General features: G+C 37.5%; 3 protein-coding genes. All 3 read right to left on the bottom strand.

Annotated elements, in window-relative coordinates; genetic code table 11:
- Window positions 1-62: 62 nt before the first annotated feature.
- Window positions 63-2,243 (bottom strand): polysaccharide lyase 8 family protein, encoded by a 2,181-nt coding sequence (locus OKC27_RS22425; RefSeq protein ID WP_270806726.1) that lies wholly within the window; start codon window positions 2,241-2,243, stop codon window positions 63-65.
- A gap of 73 nt (window positions 2,244-2,316) precedes the next feature.
- On the bottom strand, window positions 2,317-3,036 hold the full coding sequence (locus OKC27_RS22430; protein ID WP_213391552.1) for an oligogalacturonate-specific porin KdgM family protein: 720 nt from the start codon (window positions 3,034-3,036) through the stop codon (window positions 2,317-2,319).
- Window positions 3,037-3,068: 32 nt separating this feature from the next.
- On the bottom strand, window positions 3,069-4,202 hold the full coding sequence (locus OKC27_RS22435; protein ID WP_270806727.1) for a sulfatase-like hydrolase/transferase: 1,134 nt from the start codon (window positions 4,200-4,202) through the stop codon (window positions 3,069-3,071).
- Window positions 4,203-4,262 lie beyond the last annotated feature (60 nt).

Here is a 4,262-nt window from a genome sequence, read left to right on the forward strand (position 1 = left end):
AGAAGCGTACCAGAACCGGCAGTTGGCCTCTTCTCTCCTATGCACCATGGGTGTTGCAGTTATTATCTGAATTCGCGAGATGATATTTTAATGCTTCCAACAGAAACCTCATCATCACCCCACAAATTGGCTAATATGTTTTCCCCATTGGTATCCTCTACAATATGTGCTTTATTATCTGAGCGAGTCACTATAATATCTGGATTATTGGCATACTCATTTAGCTCATGGCTATTGATTCCATTTAAAATAACATACTGGTAGCCAGACACATGCTCATCTTGTGGAATAAATGACGCTAGCGTATACCCATTGACCACTTTTTTGGTTGTACCTATATCCGACCAATTCGCAGAGACGAGTTTTTTCTCCATTACAATGTCTGTCCCTTTAGGGAACCAATAACCTACATTAGCCCCTTTAACATTCCCCTCAACAAGGAATGAATTTATATTGCTATACACCTCCTTTACATCCGGCGCAATAGAAACACCATTGACTTCTATTTTATTAGTCCCATTTGCATTTAATTTTCTACTATCAATAATCGTTCCAATCTCGACATCCTCATTGCTGAGAATATCTGATCCAACAGCTATAACTTTGTTATTAAGAACAAACCAAGACTTCAATGCACTGATACTATCATTATGATTATGGAAGTCAGCGCCAATAGCAGCTGATGTATTGTATGCAGCGCCACCAACTCTCTGCATATTAACCTGCTTATTTTTACCAACTCTCGATGCGACTTTATTATTATTTGTGCAATCACCCAATGATTCTGTTAAATCAAGGGTAGTACCAGAAACCCTGTATGGATTAATCAAAGGCCAATAATCAGTATATTGCAGAAGATCTGCATTATATAGATAGGTCGCACCATCACCAGTAAACCAACCTTTTCTATTCTCATTATTCATGCACTCAAAATTTCCGACTCTGGCAGAATGCAATGCCAGGGCAAAAGTATAACCGAGCCCTTGATAGACAAATCTGTCCATATCAGGAAAGTAAGATGCCTGAGGAGATTGCACCACAGGATGTATGCTTGTATCTTCAATTAATTTTTTTGCTTTATTATAAATAACAAAATCTTGCTGTCCTTGCAAAAAATCCTTTGTATTATCTGAAGTAATTTGCCCTTTGATAAACTCTGATATTTTATTTCTATCATTTATGGTTGCAGCATCAATGAATCTAAACATAGATGCTAAAATAGCATGACCTTCTACATGATTTTGCCGCTCACCTCTGGCAATAGCTCGACCATTTTGCATATCCAGCATTTGTCCAGAATACATAAAAGGGAAAAAGCTTTTATACAGAATGTTATACACTCTTAATAATTTTGGATCGTCTGCAGGCCATTTTGAACTAGCCATTAGATTCATCACCTTACCAACACCTTCAAGTAAAACATTACCATAAGTACCAGTATATGGAATGTCACCATGCTGGATAAAGGAGCCATCATGATAAAATCCATCATCCGTTGTTACGGGATCCAGAACCTGAGGTAATACACCTAATGAGTTTTTAATCTCGTCTTCCCTTTCCGAAATTATTCCACGCACAAGTACAATTTGTACCATATCAGTACGGTTGCCACCTGTTGCTTCACGATTAACGGGATTGCTGGAAGCACTAGCCCCTTCACTAACACCATTTCGATCTGGCAATGGCGAAAAATATCTACTGGCCTCCGTATAATTTTTTATTTGTTCAGACGTAAGATCAGGATAAATCACTGTCAATATATCATTTAACGTTTTGGGTATACCAATCTCCCAATCCCACCAGTTGCCATATTCCAACGATCCAACTTTATAGTGTTCCTTAACTAGATAATCCAAGGAACTAATGATGCTTGATAGCAAGATACTATTTCCTTGCAGCTCACCTGGAAAGCGATAGGCCTTTGCCATAGTCAATAATCTGAGCATTGATGATCTAATATTAGGGCCAATAGTCTTACCACCATTAGCATAATCGAATGGAAGATCGCTCCAAAGCGAACTCCTAGCATCAATTACAATCAAAGAGTTGAGATACTTTAACGCATCCTGATTAACTTTATTGATCATGCCAAGCTGATAGTTATCATACTCTTGACCTGACACCCCAATAATTGACTCAGTCCATTTATCAGCTAAAACCTTATACTCAGATGCCAACTCATGAGCTGCAGTGAGATTACTCATAAAAATTGAGAGCAGTGCAATCTTCTTTATAGAAACCATTATCTTACTCCTTTCAATTAAAAATAAAGCTGAAGAAATTAACCTTCAGCTTTATTTGTGAATATAAATCACCTTACCATGTATATTTTATACCGATACGATAACGTGTTTGTCGATTGTCAGAATAACGGTCTTCTCTCAAATTGCCAATTTCGAAAAAAGGCTTCCAGTTTTTATCTATTGCATAACTGATTTTAATATTATGCTGAGTATCATATTCCTTTCCATTAAATTCTGGCATTGCACCACTCGCCATTTGCTTAAACAAATCGAGCTGATATTCAAAGTCAAAATCATTATATTTGTAGCCTACCCACGCATCAAACTCTTGTATTTTAGAACGATATCCATAATTTGTGGCAGGATTTATTGTTTCATAATCCCAGAACTTCCATTTATAACGACCTTGAACTCTAAAGCCATTATCAAAACTATAATTCAATCTAATAAATGGAATATGAACAGCACCGCTTGATGATACATCAAATGAAGAGCCAACTAAGCCAGTCAGATTTTTACTTAAGGATTTATAATAAAATGCACATAATTCAGATCCATCAAGATATGTTGAATCAAAAACTTGGGATGGATTGCTGTTACCATATCGAGCATCAAGCTCAAATCCTATATTTTTACCGGTATCAACATACACTTTAAATCTATCATCATGTTTTTTAGATCCGTCAGCATAACCATGACGATATTCTACCGTTGTCTTATAGTCATTTGCCATTGCCTGATTAATAGACAGCGACAGTAAGGCAATAGGTAAAAGCTTGATATAGCCGTTCATATAAATCCTCCAATTATTATTTTTACAGTATGTTACGAATATGCTTTCAATACACCAACAGGCACCTCTGTTGGACGCCATGGATCACCAGTATGCTCTAACCATGGTATTAGTTCTTTTTCTGTTAATTGATTAACCAAATCCATGTGATTACCAGCAACATTATGTAATTGATAAGGATCGTTACGATTATCATGCAAAGTGTATGTCAACGGCTTACCTATCTTCCGATCGATAACCATCGTATAGCGTTCTGTTCTAATTCCACGCCTGCCATATGATTGCGCACCATATGGCATGAAAGTATAAAACTGTGATGTCGGCACAACATCACCAGCTTCACCCTTCAGGGTTTTAACATAATTACTTCCTTCTACCGTATCGGGTATTAATTCTTCAAAACCGAGTAACCCAAAGATTGTTGGATATATATCAGGAGCAGAAAAAAGTAAGTCATCTTGTTTTGGTTTTAGTTTTCCTGGCAACCTAAAAATCATTGGAATCCTCATCGATTCCTCATAATGAACATTTTTTGTCGGTTCACCATTTGAACCCATACAACTACCGTGATCTGAAAAAAATACAACTAATGTATCATTTTTCAACCCCAGGCTATCCAACTCATCCAATATTCTTCCGAATTGCTCATCAACACCATGAACCATTGCCATGTATTCTTTGAAATACTGGGGACCATATCCTTCTAGGTACTCTTTATTCCATTGAACATTTGGCCTAGAATTCAATTCTTTAGATGTCTTTCCATCAAATTTATCTAGATATTTTTTGGGTATCTCATCGTATGGGGAATGGGGGGGATTCATTGATACTACAAGTGCAAATGGCTTATCTTTATCGCGATAAGACCCATTTTCATTACGGAGATATTTTATCGCAATATCGGCTTCATGCTCAGGACTCCACTGATTTACTTTTATCGGATTATCACGAGGAGTATTATTAGCCCAATACATGGGTGACATATGCTTATCATACGTACCATACGAATACCAAAAATCAAAACCATGTCGACGATCCGGCGCCGTCCAATCATTCCAATAGCGCCCTTCCATCGGGTTATTATAGCTTGGAATAAAAGGCGCACTGGGCGCATCGAGGTGCCATTTCCCAATATACCCCATTGAGTAACCAGGGCGGGAGCACACTTTGTTGATATTTTAACCAAAGAATAACTGAGCCCGATAGTCGTCATTCCAGCCGGCTCT

It is taken from the genome of Aeromonas sp. QDB62 (genome assembly GCF_027705695.1).
Taxonomy (GTDB): Bacteria; Pseudomonadota; Gammaproteobacteria; order Enterobacterales; family Aeromonadaceae; genus Aeromonas; species Aeromonas allosaccharophila.